15 protein-coding genes and 2 tRNA genes are annotated in these 26,603 nt (G+C 29.1%); 7 read left to right on the forward strand and 10 right to left on the reverse strand.

All coding sequences use genetic code 4. The annotated features are described in order from the left end of the window. Nucleotides 1-203: 203 nt before the first annotated feature. Nucleotides 204-278: transfer RNA gene (locus NXS15_RS01585), tRNA-Gln, on the reverse strand. 3 nt (nt 279-281) lie between these two features. Beyond that, a tRNA-Tyr gene (locus tag NXS15_RS01590) sits at nt 282-365 on the reverse strand. Between the two features lie 184 nt (nt 366-549). Between NXS15_RS01590 and NXS15_RS01595 the strand changes: the two genes are divergently transcribed. Then, nucleotides 550-1,521 carry a ribose-phosphate pyrophosphokinase gene (locus tag NXS15_RS01595; protein WP_259290125.1) on the forward strand — a complete coding sequence of 324 codons (972 nt, stop codon included), beginning with the start codon at nt 550-552 and terminating at the stop codon, nt 1,519-1,521. Then, the gene (gene rsmG, locus NXS15_RS01600) at nt 1,521-2,165 is read left to right on the forward strand and encodes a 16S rRNA (guanine(527)-N(7))-methyltransferase RsmG (protein ID WP_259290126.1); all 645 of its coding nucleotides are present in this window, start codon (nt 1,521-1,523) and stop codon (nt 2,163-2,165) included. The genes NXS15_RS01595 and rsmG overlap by 1 nt, the downstream gene beginning before the upstream one ends. A gap of 334 nt (nt 2,166-2,499) precedes the next feature. On the opposite strand, the gene NXS15_RS01605 is transcribed toward rsmG, so the two are convergent. Continuing rightward, complete coding sequence (locus tag NXS15_RS01605) at nt 2,500-5,661, reverse strand: hypothetical protein (RefSeq protein ID WP_259290127.1); 3,162 nt, start codon at nt 5,659-5,661, stop codon at nt 2,500-2,502. Between the two features lie 170 nt (nt 5,662-5,831). Here NXS15_RS01605 and NXS15_RS01610 point away from each other — a divergent pair, with 170 nt between their 5' ends. From NXS15_RS01610 to NXS15_RS01620, 3 genes are all read left to right on the forward strand, one after another. After that, nucleotides 5,832-5,978: a hypothetical protein gene (locus NXS15_RS01610; RefSeq protein WP_259290128.1), complete on the forward strand. Its 147-nt coding sequence runs from the start codon at nt 5,832-5,834 to the stop codon at nt 5,976-5,978. 167 nt (nt 5,979-6,145) lie between these two features. Further along, nucleotides 6,146-6,757 (forward strand): hypothetical protein, encoded by a 612-nt coding sequence (locus NXS15_RS01615; RefSeq protein ID WP_259290129.1) that lies wholly within the window; start codon nt 6,146-6,148, stop codon nt 6,755-6,757. A gap of 157 nt (nt 6,758-6,914) precedes the next feature. Continuing rightward, nucleotides 6,915-7,178 carry a hypothetical protein gene (locus tag NXS15_RS01620; RefSeq protein WP_259290130.1) on the forward strand — a complete coding sequence of 88 codons (264 nt, stop codon included), beginning with the start codon at nt 6,915-6,917 and terminating at the stop codon, nt 7,176-7,178. Between the two features lie 573 nt (nt 7,179-7,751). On the opposite strand, the gene NXS15_RS01625 is transcribed toward NXS15_RS01620, so the two are convergent. The 7 genes from NXS15_RS01625 to NXS15_RS01655 form a co-directional block, all read right to left on the reverse strand. Continuing rightward, nucleotides 7,752-10,301, reverse strand: coding sequence for a hypothetical protein (locus tag NXS15_RS01625; protein WP_259290131.1), 2,550 nt, complete (start codon nt 10,299-10,301; stop codon nt 7,752-7,754). A 457-nt stretch (nt 10,302-10,758) separates the two neighbouring features. Beyond that, nucleotides 10,759-13,356, reverse strand: coding sequence for a hypothetical protein (locus NXS15_RS01630; protein ID WP_259290132.1), 2,598 nt, complete (start codon nt 13,354-13,356; stop codon nt 10,759-10,761). A gap of 457 nt (nt 13,357-13,813) precedes the next feature. Next, nucleotides 13,814-16,408 carry a hypothetical protein gene (locus NXS15_RS01635; protein ID WP_259290133.1) on the reverse strand — a complete coding sequence of 865 codons (2,595 nt, stop codon included), beginning with the start codon at nt 16,406-16,408 and terminating at the stop codon, nt 13,814-13,816. A 179-nt stretch (nt 16,409-16,587) separates the two neighbouring features. Beyond that, nucleotides 16,588-20,331, reverse strand: a complete 3,744-nt coding sequence (locus NXS15_RS01640) for a hypothetical protein (RefSeq protein ID WP_259290134.1) — start codon at nt 20,329-20,331, stop codon at nt 16,588-16,590. A 132-nt stretch (nt 20,332-20,463) separates the two neighbouring features. Then, nucleotides 20,464-21,753, reverse strand: coding sequence for a glycosyltransferase (locus NXS15_RS01645; protein ID WP_259290135.1), 1,290 nt, complete (start codon nt 21,751-21,753; stop codon nt 20,464-20,466). Beyond that, nucleotides 21,743-22,507, reverse strand: a complete 765-nt coding sequence (gene mf1, locus NXS15_RS01650; protein ID WP_259290136.1) for a diacylglycerol cholinephosphotransferase Mf1 — start codon at nt 22,505-22,507, stop codon at nt 21,743-21,745. The genes NXS15_RS01645 and mf1 overlap by 11 nt, the downstream gene beginning before the upstream one ends. A gap of 101 nt (nt 22,508-22,608) precedes the next feature. Beyond that, nucleotides 22,609-24,777: an ATP-dependent Clp protease ATP-binding subunit gene (locus NXS15_RS01655; RefSeq protein WP_259290137.1), complete on the reverse strand. Its 2,169-nt coding sequence runs from the start codon at nt 24,775-24,777 to the stop codon at nt 22,609-22,611. Nucleotides 24,778-24,878: 101 nt separating this feature from the next. On the opposite strand from NXS15_RS01655, the gene trmB reads away from it, so the two are divergent. Further along, nucleotides 24,879-25,505: a tRNA (guanosine(46)-N7)-methyltransferase TrmB gene (gene trmB, locus NXS15_RS01660; protein WP_259290138.1), complete on the forward strand. Its 627-nt coding sequence runs from the start codon at nt 24,879-24,881 to the stop codon at nt 25,503-25,505. A gap of 224 nt (nt 25,506-25,729) precedes the next feature. Beyond that, nucleotides 25,730-26,545 (forward strand): hypothetical protein, encoded by an 816-nt coding sequence (locus NXS15_RS01665; RefSeq protein WP_259290139.1) that lies wholly within the window; start codon nt 25,730-25,732, stop codon nt 26,543-26,545. The last annotated feature ends 58 nt before the right edge of the window (nt 26,546-26,603 follow it).

Raw genomic sequence — 26,603 nt, forward strand, 5'->3', positions numbered from 1 at the left:
GAAATTCTTAAATTATTATCTAAAACTTATCAGGAATTAATTAATAAAATTTAAAATGTGCTTTAAAAAAAGCACAATACTAGACAATAAAATTCTACATTTAAATCACAAATGTATAAAACAAAAAAAGCCCGTTTTTATTTTTTAAAAAAGGCTTTTTTTGTTTCTTAACTCACAATAAAAAAATCACCTAGATGGTGATATGGTTGCCCCAGTTAGATTCGAACTAACGCATGTCGGTACCAAAAACCGATGCCTTACCGCTTGGCTATGGGGCAAAATGGTGGAGGGGGAGGGATTCGAACCCCCGAACCGTTAGGAAGTGGGTTACAGCCACCCGCGTTTGGCCGCTTCGCTACCCCTCCATTTGCTAAAATAGCATAACTATTATAATATAAAAATTAAGTTTGCAAATATTTTTTTAAATTTTATTTTGTGCTTAAAAAAGAATAAGTTTGGTAAAAACTTATCTCTATTAAAAGAGATTATTTTACTGAACAGAAGTATTTAATAATATAATATAAATATATTTATTATAAGGGGCAAGTTATGAAATTTGAGAACACATTATTATTTGCAATGCCAAATACTGAACTTCTTACACAAAAAATTGCGAAAAAACTAAATATGCATGTTTCACCTGTTGAAAAAACTGTGTTTGCTGACGGTGAAAGAATGTTAGTTAGTACTGAAGCAGTAAGAAGTAAAGATGTTTATATTATTGCATCAACATCAAGACCAGTAAATGATAATTATGTTGATTTATTATTGTTTATTGATTCATTAAAAAGGGCTAGTGCTAAATCAATCACAGTAGCCTTAACATATTACGGATATGCACGCCAAGATCGTAAAGTGAGTGGCAGACAACCAATAGGGGCAAAATTATTTGCTGAGTTAATTCAAACAGCAGGAGCTACAAAAATTATTGCCGTTGACTTACACAACCCAGCTATCCAAGGTTTTTTTGATATTCCAATTGATGATTTAAGAGGGGCTTATCCTATAGCTAAAGCTGTTAAAAGTTTAAATGAACCTTTCACAGTAGTTTCACCAGACCACGGCGGAACTATCAGAGCCAGAAGACTGGCGGAATTGATTAGTGATTCAGTAAAAATTAGTATTATTGATAAACGAAGAGTAGGAACTAATCAAACTGAAGTTATGGGCTTGATCGGTTCTGTTGAAAACGAAAATGCTGTTATTATCGATGATATTATTGACACTGGTGGCACAATCATCAAAGCAGTTAATACATTGAAAGAACACGGGGCTAAAAAGATTGTTGTTGCTGCAACTCATGGTATTTTCACACGTGGATTTGAAATTTTTCAAGACAACCCTAATGTATCTAAGGTTATCATAACCGATTCGATAGATAATTCGGAGTTAGCTTCTAAATTTGACAAATTACAAATTATTAGTCTAGATGATTTTCTAGCTGGCGTAATTTCAGCATCAATAACTGGTAGTTCAGTTACTGAATTATATGAACAAATAACAGAAGAAATTCACAAGTAATGAACGAAAAGACTCAAAAATACATTAATATAATTCACGAATTTAATCAGCATAAGAATATTACTGGTTTCAAGAGTATTGATGAATTAAAAAATCAAGGCGTTCTAGACTCAATAAAAGTGATGGATGTAGCTCACGAAATTGGTTTTGATTACACAAACAAACATGTTGCTGATATAGGGGCAGGGGCTGGTTTTCCTTCTTTGCCACATCTTTTGGAAAATAACAATTATTATTTAACTATTATTGAAGGAATGCAAAGTCGTTGTGAATTTTTAGAAAGCGTAAAAAATCAATTAAATGTTGAAAATTTCACAATCATTAACGCACGTGCGGAAAATACGAAAGAATACGCAAGGCAATTTGACTTAGTTACTGCTCGTGCTGTTTCTAGTGTAAAAAACATGTATATGTTAACCCACCATTTATTGAAAGACAACGGTTACCTATATCTGCCCAAAGGTAAGAAATTTTCTGATGAATTAAATGAATTTTTTAATAAATTTCCGGACGAAAAAGAAAATACATTTGTTCTTAAATATACCAATTCATTAAATGAAGATTCATTTGTAGTGGTTATTAAAAAAGTTTTACCAACTCCTAAAAAATGACCTCTAAGTTGAAAACAAATTAAGGATTATTAAAAAACCTATCAACTATTAAACTAGGACAAAAAAAATTAGACCCGAACCTTACAATTCAGGTCTAATTTTTTTTGTCCTAGTTTATCAGTTAAAATCAATGATATTTTTTTCTGTTAATTAGCATCCTCATCAATTTAATAACCAAAATTATAACACTGTTTTACGCACGGATTTTAGCCTCTCTAAAAACGAGGGTGAATTTAAATATCAGGTATGTAATTTTTCACATAATGAATATCACGAAATTTCACGAATTTTAATTCGAACGCGAGAATAACTAAACAAAGAATTCTTAAAATTACTAAAAACCTACCAATGATCGATAGGTAATAAATTAGTTTTCATGCATTATGTTATTTATAATATTCTGAACTTTTTCTTGCGCTTCTAGAACGGTAATATTATCCAAATTATCAAAAAATAATCAATAATTATAAGCGAAACCGTTATATTCTCTTTCGGTTAAATTTGAATATTGCTCACGAGTATGTGAATTTAATTTGGACTTAATTTTATTAATATAAGAAGTTGAAATATTTGACTCAATATCAAATTGTCTTGCGACTTTAATTAATCAATTGCCTGACTTAAATGTAAATGCTAGTTCGCGATTTCGTGTCGCTGGATATTCAATTTTCCCTTCGCCAGAAGTTTCACGACGAGTTCGACGTGGAACTTTTGAAAATTGGTATTTAGTTTTGATACTTTCTTGCTCGCCAACTCTAAATTCGCCTTCGCCTTCTCAATTTGTATCTTTTGGTATTTCGGTAAATTTCACATCAACCAATTTCAAGTCATTTAATTGAAATTTATCAATAATCGAATTTGTATGGGCTGTTAAAAATGAGTCAAACTCTTTTGCTATCTGTTTTTCATCTAATGTAGTTCAAATTACAAATTTTTGTTCTTTTGAAAACTCTGGATAAATAGCATCTAAAAAAGATTCTTTAAATATAGGATTGAAGTATTCTATATGTTTGTTGAGTGAAAAGTCTAATATTTTCGCAATGATATTTTGACTAAAATCATCGTTTTCACCTAAATGCGAATAGATTAATTCTTTATTATTCGGATTGGTGTATAGATCTATTAATTGTACTTTAACTCAAGGATCTAAATTATATGGCATATTAGTTTTGTCTTTAAAATCCTGTTTTTTTGCATCAAAATAAGCTTTTATTTTTTCTTTTATTAGATTTAATTGTTGATCGTTATCAGCGAATGTAGGTGTTAAATATTCTTCAATAAGCTGTTGCTCATACGCTTCTTGACCGCCACTGTCATATCTAATATTTATACTGCCTGAGTAGTCAAAAGGCACTAGGTTACTATCCAATTCATTATTTGATGAATCCATTATTTTAAATCACTCTGGATGAGTTTTTAGATTAGATTTTTTAAATTTGTATTCAAATTTTTCCTCGAAAAATCTAACCATTTTATCCATTGAATCGGATAAAACAGTTATGTCAAAATTATAGTTAATATATCCAATAGGAAAATATGTATTATTGACTTTATTTATTAGTTTGTAATTATCTTTCGGGATTGAATAAGTGCCTCAATGTTGCTGCTCTAAATATTCGCCGACGTGTTCTTGGAAAATTCGATCATATAAACCTTCTTTATTAGCGTTGGGATCAACATTTGACCCTAATAAATCTTCTAATGTGTATTCACTTTGATCAAAATCTAATTCAAGTGTTGCCAACGCGAGTCTCAAACGTTCATATCTTTTTGAAGAAAATTTTCTTAATATTGACGAAAATTCAACATATGGCGGCATTAATGATTGATATTTATTTCATTTTTCGTTTAGGTATTTGGCAACTACTTCATTTAAGTATAAAGGTATAGAGCCTTGCGGTATATTGTTCGATCCTGCCATTCGTTCTTTAATAATTCCATCGAAATATACTTCCTTATTTGTGTTAACATTTATATATCCAACTTGAATGTGCGGTAATAATGAAGGATTTAAAAATGCTTGTTTATAAACCTCGTCTTCCTCTTCTTCAGTTTTGGCTTTTCCGAATTGTAATCAATTATTAGATTTATTTTCGTATTCAATTCTTTCTAAAATAACCTCGCCCTTTATTTTTGCCAATTCCGCTATTCCCAGTTGTAATCTAACATATTCCAAACCACTATTTTTCTTGTATGAATATAGTTTTTTGGCATCGGTATTGTTTCCGTTGTAACCGTCCATATCAACGGCACGCTCATTATAAATAGTACTTTGATTTTGCACATCAATTCTTTTAGGGAATTTTGATGGCAACCCATCTTTACCGTCCAAAAAGAACTCATCTGCAGCTTTTGTATCCGATTCAGTATCGATAACAAAAGGCTTAACGTTTCAGAAATTGTTTTTTAATTGTTGATAAACATCTTTAAAACGCTCTACTAAGTCTGTTTTTTCTGGATTACTCAAATACAATGAGTAAACAAACTCATAAACTTCATCTGGTACTTGTTTATAACCATTAACTAGCAGAATTCTTGTTAAATAAAAGAGAATATTTTCCCATGAATAATCTTTCAAAGGCCGCGAAAAATTATAATTTTTCAGTGATGAATATAATCTTTTAAGAAAAATTTTGGCGTGTGGCGTAAATAATGCCTTGTGTTCGGGGGAACCCGATAACAACATATTAAAATATTCTTTCATAGTTCTCGGATTTTCGGTTGCGAGAAATGAATTAGGTGATTTTTGTGTAATTTCATTAATTATATTTAGAAGCGGTTTTACATAGTAATCAATTTCATTAAGATTTTCTTTTTGTCTTTCTTCTTCATATTTAGATAATAAAGCCAATACTGACTCCTTCAGATTTAATGTACCGTTAAGATTTGAATTATAATTTAGCAAACCAAATATATTTTTGTCCTTACTGTTTGCATCATATCTGGGTAAAAATAAAAAATCGATTGCTTTATCATTCTCTAAATCTAAATCAAAATCTTTAAAAATATTTAATGTTATTTTTTGATCCATTTCAGGTCCAAAAAACATACCGTTTAAATAATAAAGTGAACTTGACTTAATGTCGGGCAGTTTCGCAATTTGTTTTGTAATAATTTCGTTAGTAGGCGAAGGCTCTTTTTTAGAATTTTCTAATTCAATTTCTTGAATTTTATCTCGTAATATTTCTAAAGCGATTGTATCTACATTTTCAAATTCATTACTCAAAATTTCAATATTTTTCAGTGCACTTTGCTTATACTCCCGTTTTTGATCTTGTGTGATTGAATTTAAGTGTTGATTAACCATATCGTAAGCATTTTGGGCAATATCTACATAGCGCTCATATTCAAAATCTTTTTGTTTCATCAAGTTTTCATTAACTTTTTTCAGGTTTTCAATTTCATTGATAATCCTTGAATTGGCTTGAGGTTTGATGATTGAACACGCAGCAACAGCCATGGTTGTAATCACTCCTGCTGCAAATGCTACAGTGTTAGTCAAAATCAATGTTATTCTTTTTTTGTTCATATTTCTCCTCAACAATTTTATAGTAATCATATTATACTAATGTTTTGTGCATATATTTTGACCTACATAGTAAAAAAATTAATATATGAAATAAAAAACAAAAGTTCCAATTTTTAATAAAGTATTAACGTAATGAAAAAAGCAATTACGAAATTAACAAGAGATATCAATTGGAATATATAAAAAACAATCCAAAAGCAACAGCCAGAACATTATCACTGGCGTTAAATATTTCAACAAAAACTATTTATAATCTTAGAAAACAATTAGCAAATGATAATGAAATAACAATTACACATAAAAATTCAAGAAACTAATATTCAAGAAAAATTAGCATTAGTCAAATCGATTGAATAATCGAACACTATTATTCGATTTTAAAGCAAATATACAAGGATAAATATTTAAATTTTTATCTAAATTTAAGATATTTTTACCAGTATGAACTGCCTGAAAACTTAAGAACAATATGACATATGCAAGTATGATTAAGAATTTAAAAGCACGTGGATTTTATACATATGGAATGAGTAAAAACGGTAAAAAAGAAACTCGGAAAAACTTAGCAAATTTATCTAAAAAAGATGATTCAAAGACAATCGTGTTTATTAATAAAATTTCGAAAGAATTAGACAAAAACATTGCTTTTGTTTCAAGAAAAAATAAAGGAGCACATTTGAGTCTGGGAGAGATAGTTGAAATAGATGCAACCGAACATTGATGAAATTGCGATAACAAGTTTCACATATATGTTGCTGTTGATCAAGCGACGGGGATTATATTAGCTTTGCACGCCGAAAAAGAAGAGACTAATCAAGGTTACATGATTTTACTTGAAGATTTATTTTCGAAATGAGGTTTTCCAGTCTTAATAAGAACTGATAAAAGAAGAACTTTTTACGGAAATGAAGCGAAAAACACACCTTTTGTAGAAAATATGAGTAAAAAGAACATAAAAGTTGAATCTTCTAACGTGGCTATATTTAAGCGTCTTGTTGAGCGCACTAACGACGCAATACAACGATTTTTCCCTATCCATTTTAAAAATTTAGGTATTAAAGCAATAACGGTTTTAACAAAAACAAGGAAGTTTTAATCAACGATTTTCATCAATGAAACAATAAATTTACGCTCATAAACAAAATATTTTTAGGACATGCGACACTTCGAAAAACGAACACAAAGTCTATCTAGAAATTAAAAGAAAAGCTTATGCTTCGACATTTCAGTATCAAAATCAGTATTATGTTGCCGTGAATGAAAAAGGACAAAAATTGAAAATTTGACCCGATGATGATGCACGAATAATGATAGATAGTAAAGGCGAAATTAAAATAAGCATCAACAACATTATTTTTAACACTTTAATACTAAAAGGTGATGAGTTAAATGATTTTCAAAAATTTTGCTTACAGTACAAAATATCATCTACCGAGATGCTTTCAAAACCTATGTATAAACTCTACAAAAACGCAGAATATTTGCAATTATTTTATGTAACGTGATACACAAATTAGAAGAGAAAAACTACGATTTAAATCCACTAATGCAACACACTTATGAAGTGAGTATTGAAATCTATAAAGAAATGTAAAAGATTTTCGAAGAAATAAAAAGAATGGCTTGTCCTAGTTTAGAATGCGTTTTTCTGTTTTTTTAATTTAATATCATTAATCTTATTTGTCAATTTGTTTAATTCAGTTTTATAATTTTTTGGAAATTCACTTGTTATCATTTCTATATTCTCAAGAGCGGTTTCTTTATATTCACGCTTTTTATTTTCGCTAATTGAGTCTAAATTGTTTGCGAATTTATTATATGTTTTTTTAGCAAGATCAACATATTCTTTATATTCGCTATTTTTTCGGTTTAATAAATCATTGTTTATTTTTCTTTAAAAGCGTTGAATCGAACATGCGGCAACCGCTATCGATGTAACGATTCCGCCAGTAAACGCAGTGGTGTTTGTAGAACAAGAATCGCTTTTTTCTTATTCATATATCCTCCTTTTTTATTAACCGTAATTAGAATATTTTATTATTCTATATCCTAAAAACTCATATTAGATTGTGTATGAAAATTTAGCTTTGTTATCTAGCAAAGTATTGAGTTTGTTTATTGAATGATACATCGAATATTTGGGCGATGATGTTTTTGCTAAAGTCATCATCCTCTCCTAAGTTTGAATATATTATGTCTTTATTGTTCGGATTTGTATATAAGTCAATTAACTGTGTTTTTACTCACTTATCTAAGTTATATTCATGGTGTGTATTTTGTATAAATTCTTCTTTTTTCAGTTCAAGATAAGCATTTAGTTTAGATTTTATTAATCTTAATTGTGCTTCATTTTCCGAAAAAGTCGGCGTTAAATATTCTTCGTTAAGTTGATCACGAAAGACTTGTTTACCTTCGCCATCGTTTATTATTAAATGTTCAAAATAATCAAAAGGTTCTAATTTATTATCTATAGTTTTGTAGCCATCCAATCCTTTTAAAGTAAATCACTCAGGATGGATTCTTAAATTATCTTTTTTAAATTTGTACTCAAATTTTTGTTCAAAAAAAGTAATCATGTTATCCATAGCATTCGTTATCATTTTTTTATTGTGACGATACGAATAATTATAATAGTCGATTTTGCCATTGCTTTGAGATCTAAGTTCAAAATTGTTTTCTGGTATTGAATATACTCCTCAGTGATCTTGTTCTTGGTATTGACCAACGTGTTCTAGAAAAATTTGATTATACAAACCAATTTTGTCTGAATTTGCTTTCACGCTTGACCCTAATAAGTCTGCCAAGGTATACTCGCTTTGGTCGAAATCCAATTCTAATGTTGCTAATGCTAATCTAAGACGTTCATAACGCTCTGATGACAATTTTCTTAGTGGCGAATTAAAGACAACATGTGGCGGCATCAACGATTGATATTTATCTCATTTTTCATTCAAGTATTTTGATATTACGTCCTTCAAAAGCAAAGGATTTGCGTTTTCTGGAATGGTTTTATTTTTACTCATATCACTTTTAATGATGCCGTCAAAATATATTTTCTCATTTGTATAGGGATCAATGTATCCCACTTGAATGTCAGGCAACATTGAAGGGTAGAAAAATGCTTGTTTAAATATTTCTTCTTTTTCTTCATCATTTACAGCGTTATTAAGATTTACGAAAGAGTCATAGTCATGTTCATAATCATGTCTGTTTTGAATTACTTTATTTTTTATTTTTGCTAGTTCAGCGGTTCCTAACTGCAATCTAACATATTCCAATCCAGAATTTTTTCCGTAAGAATATAAATTCGATGATTCGGAATGTGGGCCATTGGCCTCTTGGGAGTAAGTTATAACAGCAACCGTATGATATCTTGTATCAGAATTTTGTATGTCATCTCTATTTGGATATTTTGAAGCTATACCTTCCTTGCCATCTAAAATATGTACTCGTGCATCACTTGTGTTTGCGTCAAATACGGTATGTTGATCCGATTCTGTATCAATATGAAATGGTTTGACATCTCAAAAATTTTCTTTTAATTGTAGATAAACATCCTTGAAGCGATCTACTAAATCTGTCTTATTAATGTTGCTTAAAAATAAAGAATATGCAGACTCATTTAATTTATCTGGGCCTCAATGTCTGTAACCATTAACAATGACTGTTCATCTTAGATAATTTGTAATATAATATCATGCAAAGTTATCTATTTTTCGAGCATGATTGTATTCCTTTAAAGAAAAATACAATCTTTTAAGGAATATTTTGGCATGCGGTGTCAGTAGTATTTTATGTTCTTTTTGATTTGATATTAAAAATTCAAGGTACGTTATCGGATACTGAAAATTATCTATATTATCTCTTTTCGTGATGGCGAATATTAGTTCCGCTGTAGGTTTAACATAATAATCTACTTCACTCAAGTTTTGTTCTTTTCTCTCATTTTCGTAGTTATCTAACAATCATTGTATAGACTCTTTAAGAATAAGTCTTCCATTGTAAGCTGAATTATAGTTATACAAACCTGAATCAGTCGCATTTTTTATAAAATCATTCATATTGTAAAGAAAATCAATTGCAGCCGCATCGCTTAAATCTAAATTAAAATCTTCTACCACTTTAGAATTGATTTTTGGAGCAACATATGGCTCAAATAAATCGCCACCCGCAAGGTATAATGAAGACGATTTTATGTTTGGTAATTCAACTATTTTTTTATTGATTGATTTTTCAGTGGGTTTAACTTCTATTTTCTTAACTGTTATTTTTATTTTTTGAATCTTAGTTTTTAAGTCTTCTAATTTAGTTTTATTAACATTTTTGAACTCTCTATTCAAAATTTCAATATTTTTCAGTGCGTTTTCTTTATAATCGCTTTTTTGTTTTTCATTAGCAGATCCAGAGTTTTCAATAAACGTATCATACGCTTTTTTAGCAATGTCCAAATATTGGTCATATTCATATTTTTTTTGATGTCCTAGATCATTATTAATCTTTCTTAGATTTTCAATTTGTGCTTCTAAATTTGACTTAGTAAGTCTTTGGATAGAACATGCAGCCACGGCCATAGTTGTTATAACTCCACCGGTAAAAGCTGTAGTGTTAGTCAAAATTAAAATTAATTTTTTCTTAACCATATTATCTCCTCATAAACTATAATATTTTCAATATTTATTATACTAATGGCGTCAAATATGGTTTAAATAGACTTTATAATAGACGCAATTTTTGTCATAAATGTGAAAAATTTCACTAAATAATCAATGTCGTAAATGTAATATTTTGTGCATTCTAGACCCGTGAATCCTGTTTTTTTATTGAGAAATAGACAATGTTAATGTATATTAAAACAATACCAAATCTTAGTGATTCGGTATTGTTATTTTTATTCAGTTTAAGAATCAACTTTAGCTACTGGGTATTTAATTATTTCCTTTCAAAACCATAAACAGCTATTTTATCATCAATAACTGAATGATTTAATATCTTTATTTCATTGCTTGATTAATGTGAGTTTTAGGCAAAGAACCATTACTAAATAACGACATTAAATTAGATATTTTGTTATTTAAAACTATAATAATTTCTTTAAATTTATTGATTTTTGACTGTTTTTCAATATTCAATTTGTTTTTTAAATGAAACATTGAATATTTGAGCTATTATATTCTCTTCGAAGTTGTCACCTTCATTTATGTGAGAATATATTAATTCCTTATTATTTGGATTGGTATATAGGTCAACCAATTGAACTCTTACTCAACTGTCAAGATTATATTCTTTACCAGTTGTTGCTTTAAATTCCTCTTTTTTGCTTTTCAAGTAGGCATCAATTTTAGATTTTAATAGATTTAGCTGTTCATTATTTTGTGCAAAAGGAGGCGTTAGATAATGTTCAATAAGTTGTTGTTGATATAATCTATCCCCTTCATTAAATCATTTAATACGCAGTTTTCTCCAGCCTTTTATTGTTGGAAGGTTATCACCTGAACTTTTACTACCAGTTCCAATAAATTCAAATCATTCGGGGTGAGTTTTGCAATTTTCTTTTATAAAGTTATTATAAAATTTGTGTTCGAAAAGGTTGATCATATTAGACATTGCAATTGTTAAATCGCCTTCTACATAATCAAAGTTATAAGAATAAGCGCGATTGTAGTCAACTTTACCGTCATATAGCTCTTTTAATTTAAAATTATTTTCAGGTAAAGAATAAACTCCCCATTGTTCTTGTTCTAGATATTCGCCAACATGCTCTAGAAAAATTTCGTTATATAAACCAACTTTATCAGTATCTGGTTTTACGCTTGAACCTAATAAATCAGCTAAAGTATACTTACTCTGATCGAATTCTAATTCTAAAGTGGCTAAAGCTAATCTAAAACGTTCATAACGCCCTGATGATAATCTTCTCAAACCAGAATCAAACGGAACATATGGAGGCATCAATTCTTGATATTTATCTCACTTTGTATTTAAATATTTTGCGATTACTTCTTCAAGATATAAAGGAGTAGAATTTTGTGGAATGTTTTGTCCGTTTGCCATTCCCTCTTTAATAATTCCGTCAAAATATACTTCTGAATTTGAATCGGCATCAACATAGCCGACTTGGATATGTGGAAGTAAAGTTGGATTTAAAAATGTATGTCTAAATACTTCTTCATGTTCTTCTTCGGTTCTAGCTGTATCTACTTCGTACGTGTAAATGTTGGGGGGGGATTTTCAATAATCTACTTGTTCTAAAATAGGTTTGCCTTTCATTTTCGCTAACTCTGCAGTACCTAGCTGTAATCTCACATATTGCAAACCGCTATTTTTAGCATAAGAGTATTGATTTATATGGGAATTCGACGTTGGTTCAAGTCCAACTGTGCTGATTTTAGAATCAATATATCCTGCATTATAATTTTGCACATCCCGTCTTTTTGGATATTTAGATGCTAAACCGTTTTTGCCATCCAAAAGAAATTCTGAATTTTTTTCATATTCACCAGCTGACCAGGTTTTTTCGTCTGATTCAGTATCGATTGCAAAAGGTTTAATATTCCAAAAATTATTTTTTAATTGTTGGTATACATTTTTGAATCGTTCAACTAAATCGGTGTCATTTGCATTGCTTAAATATAGTGAATAAGCATCAAGTCAACTGGAGTTCGAAACACGGATGCCATTTACTAAAACAGTAAGAATTAAGTAACGTTCAACAATTTCTAAACACATACGATTTATTGGTTTTGGATAGTTGTAGTTTTTTAGCGATGAAGTCAATCTTTTAAGAAAAATTTTAGCATGTGGAGTGAAGAGTACTTTATGTTCATTGGAATCTGATAGTAGGAATTCATAATATTTTTTGTTTTCCAATTGAATTGAGCCTTGTGGTAATCCTTTTCAAATTTCATCTTTAATTTTATTAATTTGCTCTATTGCTGGCTTAGCGTAATAATCTTTCTCACTAAGGTTTTGAGCTTTTCTTTCCGCTTCATATTTATTTAACAATAATTTCAATGATTCCTTGATTTCAAATTTACCATTACCTTTTGAATTGTAGTTAAATAAACCAATATAATTACTCGAATCGGAATTTGCATTAGAAATATACTGATGCAAAATGTAGTTAAATATTTGTGGATCTTTAAGGTCTAAACTGAGGCTGAAATAAAAACTATTAGTTACCTTACGCTCGTCTGCGGGCGATAAAAAATTCGCGCGTCCATTGCTTGTATAAGAAAGCAATCCTGGTATAATGTCAGGTAATTTTCCTATATTTACAGAAAAGGCTTCCGTTGAAGGTTTGCTATTTTCGACTGATGTGCCTATTTTGATCTCATTGACTTTTGCCTTTAACTCATCTAATTCTTTTATGTCTATATTTACGAATTGTTCATTCAAATTTTTGATATTTTTCAGTGCATTTTCCTTATAGATGCGTTTTTGCTCTTCATTTAATGAATCTGAATTTTGAATAAATGACTCGTGTGCTTTTTTAGCAATGTCCAAATATTGGTCATATTCATATTTTTTTTGATGTCCTAGATCATTATTAATCTTTCTTAGATTTTCAATTTGTGCTTCTAAATTTGACTTAGTAAGTCTTTGGATAGAACATGCAGCCACGGCCATAGTTGTTATAACTCCACCGGTAAAAGCTGTAGTGTTAGTCAAAATTAAAATTAATTTTTTCTTAACCATATTATCTCCTCATAAACTATAATATTTTCAATATTTATTATACTAATGGCGTCAAATATGGTTTAAATAGACTTTATAATAGACGCAATTTTTGTCATAAATGTGAAAAATTTCACTAAATAATCAATGTCGTAAATGTAATATTTTGTGCATTCTAGACCCGTGAATCCTGTTTTTTTATTGAGAAATAGACAATGTTAATGTATATTAAAACAATACCAAATCTTAGTGATTCGGTATTGTTATTTTTATTCAGTTTAAGAATCAACTTTAGCTACTGGGTATTTAATTATTTCCTTTCAAAACCATAAACAGCTATTTTATCATCAATAACTGAATGATTTAATATCTTTATTTCATTGCTTGATTAATGTGAGTTTTAGGCAAAGAACCATTACTAAATAACGACATTAAATTAGATATTTTGTTATTTAAAACTATAATAATTTCTTTAAATTTATTGATTTTTGACTGTTTTTCAATATTCAATTTGTTTTTTAAATGAAACATTGAATATTTGAGCTATTATATTCTCTTCGAAGTTGTCACCTTCATTTATGTGAGAATATATTAATTCCTTATTATTTGGATTGGTATATAGGTCAACCAATTGAACTCTTACTCAACTGTCAAGATTATATTCTTTACCAGTTGTTGCTTTAAATTCCTCTTTTTTGCTTTTCAAGTAGGCATCAATTTTAGATTTTAATAGATTCAGCTGTTCATTATTTTGTGCAAAAGGAGGCGTTAGATAATGTTCAATAAGTTGTTGTTGATATAATCTATCCCCTTCACTATCGCTTATAATTGACACTTTTGTCGAATAATTTCAAGGTTCAAGTCTATCCCCTGAACTGGAACGACTTGCATCTCTAAAACTAAATCATTCAGGGTGAGTTTTATAATTTTCTTTTACAAAGTTATATTTAAATTTATTTTCGAAAAACTGAACCATATTAGACATTGCAATTGTTAAATCGCCTTCTACATAATCAAAGTTATAAGAATAAGTGCGATTGTAGTCAACTTTACCGTCATATAGCTCTTTTAATTTAAAATTATTTTCAGGTAAAGAATAAACTACCCATTGTTCTTGTTCTAGATATTCGCCAACATGCTCTAGAAAAATTTCGTTATATAAACCAACTTTATCAGTATCTGGTTTTACACTTGAACCTAATAAATCAGCTAAAGTATACTTACTCTGATCAAATTCTAATTCTAAAGTAGCTAAAGCTAATCTTAAACGCTCATAACGCTCTGATGATAATTTTCTCAAACCAGAATCAAACGGAACATATGGAGGCATAAATTCTTGATATTTTTCTCACTTCATATTTAAATATTTTGCGACTACTTTATCAAGATATAAAGGAGTAGAGTTTTGTGGAATGTTTTGTCCTTTTGCCATCCCTTCTTTAATAATTCCGTCAAAATATACTTCTGATTTTAAATCAGCATCAATATAACCGACTTGGATATGAGGAAGTAAAGTAGGATTTAGAAATGTATGTTTAAAAACTTCCTCTTGTTCTTCTTCGGTTTTAGAAAGACCTGTTCTGTATATACCAGCATGTCTTCCCTCATATTCTGGTCTTTCTAAAATAACCTTGTCTTTTATTTTTGCTAACTCCGCAACACCCAGTTGCAATCTAACATATTCTAAGCCACTATTTTTGGCGTAAGAGTATTGATTTCTAAGATATGATTGAGAGTTCCGATCAATTACAGATGTAAGGATTTTAGCATTAAGATAAACGGTATTTTGATTTTGTACATCTTGTCTTTTTGGATATTTAGATGCTAAACCGTTTTTGCCATCCAAAAGAAATTCTAAATCTTTCGGATAACCGCTTGACCAGCTATGGCTGTCTGATTCGGTATCGATTGCGAAAGGTTTAATATTCCAAAAATTAGTTTTTAGATGCTGGTACACGTTTTCGAATCGTTCAACTAAATCACTTTCTTTTGGGTTGCTTAAATACAGTGAATAAATGTAATCTTGAGTCGTATCTTGATCCATACTTTTGAACCCATTCACTAAAACAGTAAAAATTAAATAATGTTCAATAAATTCGAGAGAATCGCGATTTATTGGTCTTGAATAGTTGTAATTTTTTAGTGACGAAGTCAATCTTTTAAGAAAAATTTTAGCATGTGGGGTAAAAAGTACCTTATGTTCATTAGAATCTGATAGTAGCAACTCGTAATATTTTCTTCTCAGCGGGGTGTAAAAAGATAAACCAGTTTTTTTGCTGATTTTATCAGTAATCTTTTTAATTTCTTCTATTGCCGGTTTAGCGTAATAGTCTCTCTCACTAAGGTTTTGTACTTTTCTATCTCTTTCATATTCATCAAGTATTAATTTCAATGATTCTTTAAGTTTGAATTTGCCATTAGCTTTTGAATTGTAGTTAAACAAGCCGATGTAATTATTTGAATCAGAATTTTCTTCGGGAGTATATGGATCTATAATGTATTTAATTGCTTGGGGATCTTCAAGGTCTAAACTAAAATCTGAATAAGTATTTATATCCACTTTAGCGCTAATTTCTGGATTGAAAAGGCGATTATGACCTAAATAAATTAAGCTAGGTTTAATGTCAGGTAATTTTCCTTTTTTAACAAGAATGTCTTTTGTTAATGGCTCACTAGTTTTAACTGATGTGTCTATTTTGATTTCGTTCACTTTTGCCTTTAAATCATCCAATTCTTTTCTGTCTATATTTATAAATTGTTTACTCAAATTTTTGATATTTTTCAATGTATTTTCTTTATAGATACGCCTTTGTTCTTCGTTCAATGAATCCGAATTTTGAATAAATGACTCGTGCGCATCTTTAATAATGTCTAAATAGTGATTGTATTCTGTCTGCTTTTGTTTTGTTAAATCAGTATTTTCTTTTTTCAAATTTTCAATGTCTCTTTGAATTGAGTCATAACTTTGTTTACTGTGTTGAATTGCACACGCAGCTACTGTTGCTGTTGTAATAATTCCCCCAGTAAATGCCGCAGTGTTAGTCAAAATTAAAGCTATTTTTTTCTTATTCATATTCACATAAACCTCCCTCAGTAATTTGTAACTTTTAATTCTAATAAAAAAATAGTTTTTCTCTTCCCATATGTATAAAAGTCTATTTTTCATGAAATAGATGCCTTAAAATCTTTATTAAACAACATAATTAATTGCTTAAAAAATTTTATTGTTTGCTATTGAAATGGTAGTTTATTTTAATCATTGAAAATGTTTTTAAAATCGTTTGGATATAAATATGCTAATTTTTTGTTTATTTCATAGAAACTACCTGGATTATATTGTGTGTCATCGTTTCCGAAAAATGAGTATTTTTGTGTTTCGCTGAAGGTAAAATTATTTTTTCTAGCAGGGCTACCTTGTGTGTTTAAGCCTACTAAATTGCCTTCATGGTCATATATTCCGGAACCAGATGATCCTGAAAATAAATCAAAATATCTCGTTTCTCATCAGGAAGCACCTTGAAATCCTTTAAAAATCGTTGATGGTTCGGATAATGATATTTTTAAAGTGTTTAGAGCAAATAGATATTCTCTATATCTTGCTATATTTGCGTATCCATCTTCATTTGAAGAAGTGTTTACTTTTGGTAGGGATGCGATATAAAAGTTTAGATTATTGTCAGAGTTCATATAACGTGATTTTTTAGAAAATTTCATTGGTTCTAAGTCTTTAAAATTCAATATATGTTGTATTGCATTTTTTTGTCTTTGACTCAAAAATGAACCATTTTCAACATAGTTATCTAATTTACCATTACCAAATTTTTCGAATATAACTTTAAAATCTATTATTGCGATTGCAATGTCGGCGCCAGACGCTGAATTAAGATTGTTTTTGTCTATAATAAAACCTTCATTATCTCTCGAATCATCAAAATTATTGGCTTTATTTCTTGAAAAATCCTTAATTAATTCAATTGTTATTGCGTTGTTACTGTTTGCGAAATTGAAGTCGTATAGATTGCCAGTAACTTCTAGGTCTGGTAAATTGCTTGCAAAACCGTAAATAGGTCCTTGTCGATTATCGTCTTTTGATATTAATGTTGGAACTACAAGTTGCCCTTTATTCACACTATATTTGTCATTGCCAAATTCTCCGGTTGTTTTGTTAGAAAACAAACCAGAATTTTTTGAAGTATTGACATTTCAAACATGATAATTTGCAAAAACTCAAAACCTAAAATCATTTGGATCATCATTTACTTTAGAAATCACATTTCATGTACCGTCGAACTTGTTTGATAATGAAAACATTCTTTTTCTACCTTGTTCAATACCGACGCTGGAGTCTTGTTGGAAAAGTCTTCTTCCAGTTTCTTCAGCCGAAGGCGTCGGAATTAATACATCTTTAACTTCGTATTTACTTATTTGCTGAGAAGAATGCGAAACAGTTTCAGTTTTAATGTCGTATGTATCATTGTAGCTAGTTGTTGAAGGCTTGATTGAGAGATTATCTACCATCTCGACTTCTTTAAAACTTAATAATTTATCAGTATTTTTATCTTGAATTCAATACACGAATAAGTCGGCTGTATCAATAAAAATTGAGTGATTTGTTGCTGTATTGTGTTTTGATGCTAAGTTTGTAAATGATGTATCAAAGCCTTCTCTGGCACTTAATTTAAGTTCTAAATCATCGCCATTTAAGTGTAAGTCAAATTTAACTAGTGATTTGATTTTTGCTGCAAGATCTTGTTGGAATTTCGGGTCTTCACTAACATAGTCAAATAAGAAATCTACATCCTCAATAACACTGTTTTCTTGGATGCTTTTTAATGAGATTGGAATACGAACACGACTGTGAACGTCATTAAACTCAGTTCAAAGTCTTGAATTTATCGGATTAGTGTCTAATTGTAGATTTATTCATAGCAATACATTTTCAGGGTCAATGTTATTTAAGCCTTGTATTGAATTTATTTTTTTGACTATATTTGCATTTTTACCATTTTTGTCAATATTTATAATTTGTTTTGATAGAAAATTACGAGTTTTAAATCAATGCAATTGTTGTTCTTTATTGTTTTTTACAATTGAATAATCCTTAAAATTAATATTGTTCTTATTATTTGGGTATCTTGTTAAGAAATTGTGTTTTTCGAAATTATAATCAATTAATGTTGATAAATTTTTCACTGAAAAATCAATTAAATTATTGCGATTATTTTTAATTAAACTTTCTTTGCTTATTGGTTGGACATCATCATGTGTATATTCAATCAATTGATCATTTAATTTGTGGTCTGATATTCAGTTAAAGTTAAATGCAAATCAGTTGGTATTTGTTATTTTTATTGGTGTTTGTACTGGTGAAAAATCTGTGTTTAATACTTCGAGTTCATTTAATTTATATTGAATTTTTTCTTGTAAACCGTTTAATTTGAACTTATGCAACTGATTGTAATTTAGGTATATTCTTTTTCTGTTTGGAACACTATTTTCTTTGTTAAATTCTTCTTCACTATTGGTAGGGCTACCAAATAAATCAGTTTCAGGTTTATAAATTTTTTCCTTAACACTAAATGTTAGGGCAATGATTTTGTCACTAATATATTCATGTTGATTTTCGGTTAAATTAAGTGCAATTGAGCCATAAATATTTTTATTTTTATTGTCTTTGTATACATTGAAAGAATCTATTTTAAGATTATTAAGCGAAAGAGTGTTATTGAATGAATTTTTTTTATCAAAAGCTATTTTTGATACATCGCCATTATTGAATTCCATTTGAACAATAACAAATTTTGATATTTTATTATTCAATAATAAATAATCAAAAGCAACAGATGATGAATTAATTTCGTGTAAATTTATTCATTTACTTCATGGTTTTTCGTCATTTCAACTTTTAACTAAAACCATTGATGGTGTCTTGTTAGGATATTGATTTTTATTTAAATTAATGATCACATTGTTGTCGGCAACGTTTATTGATTCAATATTTATATTTTGACCTTTTATAGTTTCTAAATCAGCATCATTTGAGTGTAATCAAGTAGAATGCTTATCAATAGTATCAAAATATTTTTGGTATGAATTATTTGATGAAATCAAATTTGTTCTATCAAAAATAGCATCACTGAAATCAGAGATGTTTAGGTCTTCGTTTGTATAATCATTGGCACTTTGTAAGCTGAGTACATTGCCGTATTCGTTGCTTGTTTTATCAGATTTTTTAATTGTTGTATTTTCATTAATGCCATCTTGATTATCGGTATTTTTACTATCGTTTGTAGTTTCACTCGATTCATCAGGGGCAGTGTTTGTTTGATTGTCTTTTTCATCAACCGATGAATCATTATTAGACGTTTCTTCTGGTTTTGGGGCTACATCTTGTTCATCGTTATTTTCAGAAGAATCTTTATCCTTTTTATCATCAGGTGTTTCAGTTGATTTATTTGAAATAGATTCAGATTGATCATCATTTTTTTTCGCAGAATTTGTTTCATCTGTGTTTTCTATATTTTTTTCCCCAGTAGGATCGGAATTATTTTTTGAATTGTTATGGTTAGTGTCACTTTGTGGTGGTTGATGATTTTGGTCAGTATCTTTTGTGTTATCTACAACCTGGCTGCTATTGTCACTGCCATTATCTTTTTGTTTTTGGCCTTGGTCTTCATGGCTATTAACATCATTGGTTTCGCTATTTGTTTTATTGTCTATTTTGTTTTTATTGCCTTCTGAATTTTGTTTATTTAGATTTTCAAAATATAACGAAATTTCATTTTCAATTTCGCTTATTTGTTTTCGATTTGAAATTGAATTTATTTTCTCTATAAAGTATTGTTGTTTTAATACATCTTTTATTGAATTTACTCTATCACGGAGCATTGCTTTTTCATTTACAAACTTTTCTTTTTGGCAGCTAACTACCAATAAAGGCAATAGAATTACTGAGTTATTTACTAATGTATTAATTATTAATTTCTTTTTTTTCATAATATTGCGTGTGTGGACGCTGCCTCCTTTTTCTAATATAAATATATTTTAATACTTTAATTTAGATTTAATATTTAGATTAATAGCAAAAACAAAATTTTATAAAAAACGAAGTATATACCATACTTGCGTTTATAAGTTGTGATTGAATTTACGGCGAATTTTAATAGCCATTTTTTCTAATCGTTTTTCTCTACTTTTGACATAGTATTTTTTAATAACATCAATGTATAAGTTAATTGACTTGTCAACAACTTCTGATCAGCTAAATGGTAATTTCGCTGCTGCTTCTCCAACATTTTTAATTGCCGCTTTGTTATTGAAGATTTCAATAATTTTGTTTGCAAACGCAACATAATTTTCGTCAGAAGTATAACCGTTTTCCCCATCTATAATGTTTTCACTGGCTGCTGAATTTTTGATAACTAAAGAAGGTAATTTTTGTGAAGCAGCTTCGTGCACAACTAAACCAAATGTGTCAAAAACCGAAGGGAAGACAAACAAATCGTGTGCTAAATATAGACCTTTTAATTCATTGAAATCACGAATGACACCGGTTCAAATAATTTTGTCATAAATACCTAATTCTTTTGCGTATTCTTTAATCTCGTTTTCACGCCAATCGCCACCTACCATTGTTAATGAGAAATTGTTATTGACCTGCAAAATCTTTTTAAAACTGTCCAAAAGCAGTTTAATGTTTTTTTCTCAAACAAAACGAGAAACAAATAATAAATTATTTTTAGTTTTATCAATGTTAAATTTTGCTATAGCATTTTGTTTAAGATACTCATGATTTGTATCAAAAGTGAATTTAGTTCCGTTGTTGATTACTTCGTGTCTAGATGCATTCGAATCAAGACCGCTTTCAATCATTGATGTTTTAGAAACATGAATAATGCAATCGGTTGACTTAGCAAATTGTTGAACAATTAAGCCACCAATTTTCCCTACCATTGTACTGCTTGCTGATTTTGTTATTGCTTCTTTAAAGTTAGTGTGCATTGTAAGAATAACAGGTATGTTGTATCTTTTTTTCAATTGATTACCGATCGAACCAGCAAAGAAAGGCGAGTGAACATGTATGATATCGGGATTGAAATTATCAATTACATTCAATTCCGATTGCACCAAAGGTGTTCTTATTACTTGATATCCTCCTCATTTAAGGACGCTTGGTTTAATTCTAAACGGTTTGTAGTTTAATTTTTTATCTTCGCTTAAATCATAATCAGTATAGGCGGGTGCTAATATTAAGAATTCAACATTTTTTTGTTGAAATTGTTCAATGTAATTTTCCATTACCCTCACCACACCATCGACTAATGGCAAAAATGAGTCCCCAACCATTACCACACGCAATGGTCTCGTATTTAAACCGATAATATCGGCTTTATTTTTTCATAATAATTTATTTTTCATTTTCTATCCCTTTTTCTTTAAATGTAAAAATGTCCATATCATACATACCTAAATGTTTAGAAATCAGTGTTTTTACAGGTTTTTTTCAATTTTTACCGTAGCTGGTAATTAAGATATCTTCGTAATTGGCAAACACATTAACTTTTGTGTTTTCAAAATCGACTTGGACTAAATTGTCAAAATCTATATTTTGATAAGTACCTGTTTTTATTTGACTTTTAAATGGTCAAGATATAACGTGATTTAATTCGCCGTTAGTATCATCAAGCAAGCTATACATTTCGTTGAATGATATTTTTTTGAATAATCAGGTTCAAGCAAAAAAGAATTTTAATAATTTCATTCCTCATTGTCTTTTAAATACCTTTCTATGTGTATAGTTATGCATATAACGAACTTTATTGTATAAAGACGAGTATTTTTTTAATTTTTGTTTATTGGTTTTGACAACTACAAAAATATCAATAAATGTTGAGCGCGGATCATCTTCTCTATCTTTTGTGAATTTGCCAAACAATAAAAAATTATTGCTGTTTTGGTTATGCAGAAACATATTACTGTGATTTTTAATTAAGAATTCGTATGTTTCGAGCGGAACAACAATATCCAAATCATCATCTCACGGAATAAAACCACTATGTCGAATAGCACCAAGCAGCGAGCCAAAAAACAACGAGTATTTTAGGTTATTTTTATTGCAAATTTCAATAAATTCCAGTAAAAGTTGATATGTTTTTTCTTGCTTTACATTCATATTTTCTCCATTTCAATATATCATACCAAAATATAAGTTAATATTTTATTCGCAGGTTTTAAATGCAAGAAAAAATGTCGTCTTAGAAAGACGACTAATTTTTATTTGATAACAATGTTGCCGGCAAAGACATCAATTGTTATGTTTGAGTTGATTTTATTCCCGTTTTCTATTAATTTGTAGGCTAATAAACTTTCAATTTTATTTTGAATAAATCTTTTTATTGGTCTGGCTCCAAATTGTGAATCATACGCAGAATTAGCAATAAATTCAATTACTTTTTGTGTAAAATCAAGTTTTATTTCTTTGGCCTCATAGACCCTGTCACTCAATTTTTTTAGTTCTAATTTTACAATTTCAATTATTGTGTCCTGGTCTAATGAGTTAAATTTAATTACTTCATCTATACGATTCAAAAACTCTGGAGTAAGATATTTCAATAACTCAATTTTGATTTCTTCTGTATCAATTTTTTGATTCAATTGTTCAATGTTTGAAACTAGGTTCGATGTCATAATAATGATTAAATTTCTTGCATTAATAACACGCCCTTTAGAATCAGTTATAGCTCCGTTATCAAGAATTTGTAGAAGAATATTTAAAACCTCTTTGTGTGCTTTTTCAATTTCGTCTAGAAGCAGAATTGTATAAGGATTTTTTCTTATTTTTTCTGTCAATGATTCACCACTGTCAAAGCCAACATATCCTGGAGGAGCACCGATAATTTTAGAAACTGAATGTTTTTCCATATATTCAGACATATCAACTCTAATCATTTGTTTTTCAGAATCGAATAGTGAATAAGCTAATGCTCTGGCTAATTCGGTTTTACCAACTCCTGTTGGCCCAGTAAATAGAAAACTAGCTAACGGACGGTTTGGGTCATTAATGTTTGCTTTTGCTCTTAAAACCGCTTGGGTAACAAGTCTTGTTGCCTCATCTTGACCTTTAACTCTATTTCTTAAATCTTGCTCAAGATTTAATAGTTTTGTCTTGTCATTTTCTAGTAATTTAGTTACTGGAATTTTAGTTCATTTTGAGACAATTGACGCTATCTCTTCTCCTGTAACTGTATCTTGAATTAGAGATGAAGACGAGTCATTAATTTGTTTTTGAAATTCCATTATTTGTTTTTCTAATTCTGGTATTTCAATGTATAAAACTTTTGACGCCTTTTCAAATTCGGCATTTTTTTGATAAATTGTTAACTGGTGTCTTAAATTCTCTAATTTTGATTTGGCTAAAGATAAAGTTTCAAGACGGTCTTTTTCAAAGTCTCACTGTTTTTGATAATTATTGATTTTTTCTTTTTCTTCATTGATTAAGATTTCTAACTCATTTAATCTATTTTTATTTTTTTCTTTGTTAATTTTGTCGCTTGATAGCGAAATTTTTTCCATTTCAAGCATTGCTAATTTCTGTTGAGCAATTTCTAATTCTTCAGGCTTAAAGTTTATTTCAGTTTTAATTGTAGCGGCAGCTTCATCAATTAAATCAATTGCTTTATCTGGCAAATAGCGGTCTGAAATGTATCTTGATGATAAGCGAGCAGCAGCTACTATTGCATCGTCTTGAATTTTAACGTTATGGAAGTTTTCAAAACGCTCTTTAATTCCCCTTAAAATTGCAATAGTGTCATCAACAGAAGGCTCATTTATGTCAACTTTTTGAAATCTTCTTTCTAAGGCTGCATCTTTTTCGATATATCTACGATATTCATCGTAAGTAGTGGCACCAATTAAATGTAATTTACCTCTAGCCATTAACGGTTTTAAAATGTTAGCAGCATCCATTGACCCTTTATCATTTCTTCCTGTTCCAATCAACATGTGAATTTCGTCAATGAACAAAATGATTTCGCCGTCACTTTCTTCAATTCTTTTTAAGATTTCTTTCAATCTTCCTTCAAATTGTCCTTGATATGAAGCGTTAGCAATAATCGATGTTAAATCTAACTCAATTAAATCTTTACCTTTTAAATTTTCTGGCACTTGTCCTTCAACAATTTTTCGTGCTAAACCTTCAACAATTGCAGTTTTACCAACACCTGGTTCCCCAACCAAGACTGGATTATTTTTTGTTTTTCTACTTAATATTCTTATAATTCTTCGAATTTCTTCGTCTCTATTTAAAACCGGGTCTAGTTCATTTTTAATTGCTAAATCTGTTAAATTTCTTCCATATGTTTTTAAAACATCTTCTTTTTTATTTTTATTATTTGGATCTAATCCTCCAAAAATGTCTTCAATATTAAAATCGTTTGGATTCATACAACCTCCTTTTAATAATTATATTTTAGCACTCTTATAGTTAGTCTGCTAATATTTTTAAATATTTTTGTTTGACTATGCTTTTTAATAAAATTGTGATTATGAGATTAAGACATGATAAAAATGCAATAGATAAGCTAAATAATTCCGAATTTTTAGTTAAAGATAGTGATTTACCGATTAAATTAGACAAGACATCAGTTGTGGAAATTGGCATGGGCAAGGGCGAAATGATTGTGGAATTGGCAAGGATGAACCCCAGTAATAAATATTTTGGAGTCGAAAAATACCCAACTGTAGCTGCAAAGTCATTAAAAAAAGCACAAGAATATAAATTAAATAATTTTAAAATAATCATTGCAGACGCAGCAAACATAACCCAAATTTTTAGTGGATATGCAAATACAATTTGACTAACTTTTAGCGACCCGTGACCAAAGGCTCGTCACTTTCGGCGTCGTTTAACATACAAGACATATCTAGATTTATACAGTAAATTAATGGATAATGGTTCTATTTTGAAATTTAAATCGGACAATGATCAATTGTATGAGTTTTCATTGGAATCATTTGCCCAAAACAATTGAAAAATAATTGATTTTGGTACAAATCTACATTCAAGTGCTTATGCTAAAGATAATGTAATGACCGGGTATGAAAAAAAATGGAGTGAAAAGGGCAAAAACATTAATTTTATCTTTGCTTCTAATTCAAAATCAAGAAATTAATAATTAGTGCCAATCACTAATTATTTTTTAAAAAAACATCTAAAAAGTATTTATTTAATGCAAAAAACATAAATATTGATAAGCAATCATAAATACGAAAAATACTTTTTTAAAGAAAATATCAATAATTTTCAATAAATTTCAATAAATTTGAACCTAATTAAATTAATAGTTATATAATTAAAATAACATTTATTTTTAATTAACTTTAATAAGGGGTAATGATGAAATCAAATAATGATAAAAAAACTAAATTAAGAGGAATTTTGAGTGCAGTTTCTCTTTTTGCAGCGGGTGCCGCAGTTAGCATTTCTATTCCAATTGCTCTATCAACGAAGAAAGTAAATAAAGATGAAATAAAGCAACAAAATGAAGAATTAGAAAAAGAACAAGAGAGAAATAAAAAATTAAGCGAAACAGCTGACGGTAAAGGTATAGTAGCCAAAATCAAAAACAAATATGCTGATCTATTAAAAAGTAAAGGTCTTATTGATAAATCAAAAACCCTTTTAAATTCTTTAAAAGATGATTTTCATGTTTTAGAAAGTCTTTATCCACAATACTTAAATGAAAAAGAAACAACAGAACCAGAATTATTATCAATTAAAAATAGCATTTTTAACTGAAATATTGTTTTACAAGTTCCTAAAAACGCACCTACTGTTCAAGAGGTTGAAGTTAAGTTTGAAGAACATGTAGTTCCAATAGTTCGTGAACCTGATGAAATTGATGAAATTGTTGATACTGATTATTTCGGTATCTTCGATGACATTGAAGTTGTTTATGAAAACAAAGAAAATGTTACATTCAATGATGCTTCAGCATCTGATATTAAATTAAGATTTAAAAATCCAAAATATAGTGAACAATGAGAGATAACTCCACATTTTTCAATAGAAAAAGAGGAAAATGGATTTCGTGTTAGCTACATCAACATTACTAACAAAAAAAATGATAATATGTCGTTTAGATACCCTAACGGTGAGACCAAATTCTTACCAGCTAGCGAATTTAAACCAGCTGATGAAAACCAAAATTAATCAACAATATTTTGTTTAATGTTTATAAAAACCCAAAACTTCCAGACAATAAAGCGTT

Origin of the sequence: Mycoplasma sp. CSL7475-4 (genome assembly GCF_024834065.1) — a bacterium.
Taxonomy (GTDB): domain Bacteria; phylum Bacillota_I; class Bacilli_A; order Mycoplasmatales; family Metamycoplasmataceae; genus Mycoplasmopsis.